The organism is Brachyspira sp. SAP_772 (assembly GCF_009755885.1).
In the GTDB taxonomy this organism is placed as follows: domain Bacteria; phylum Spirochaetota; class Brachyspiria; order Brachyspirales; family Brachyspiraceae; genus Brachyspira.
Genome location: NZ_VYIX01000396.1, coordinates 1 through 505, shown reverse-complemented (window position 1 = coordinate 505; position 505 = coordinate 1). Strand labels below are relative to the sequence as shown.

Annotated in this window: 1 protein-coding gene; it reads right to left on the bottom strand. The window is 31.7% G+C overall.

The genetic code is table 11. The annotated features are described in order from the left end of the window. The coding region (locus GQX97_RS14725) for an MATE family efflux transporter (protein ID WP_255447446.1) at window positions 1–505 on the bottom strand (505 nt) is incomplete at both ends.

Genomic DNA, 505 nt, shown 5'->3' with positions numbered 1-505 from the left:
AAATATAGGGTCTAATATAGTATTGGCAATAGCTCCACTCAATACTGACATCATTGAATATCTAGGACTTCCATCTGCCCTTATTATATGGCTCATCATACTTGAAAATATAAACGGCAAAAAACCAGTAGAAGTTATTGAACTATATTTTATAGCATAGCTTAATACCTCTTCCGTAGAGCCGAACATATACATTATTTTTTTTACAAATACTTTTACTATTATAGTTAGTATAATACTAAAAATAAATGCCAAAGATATTGTATTTCCTATAATAGTTGTTGCTTTTTCTCTTTCTCCTCTTCCAAGCAAGAGGCTATATGAAGAAGCTCCTCCAAGACCTAAAAATAATGATATAGAAACACATATTGTTGTTAGAGGAAAGGCGACATTGGTGGCTGCATTTCCATTTAKGCCTACTCCTTGTCCTATAAATATTTGGTCTACTATGTTATATAATGCACCAACTAGCATTGATATTATGCTTGGTGTACCGAATTTAAAA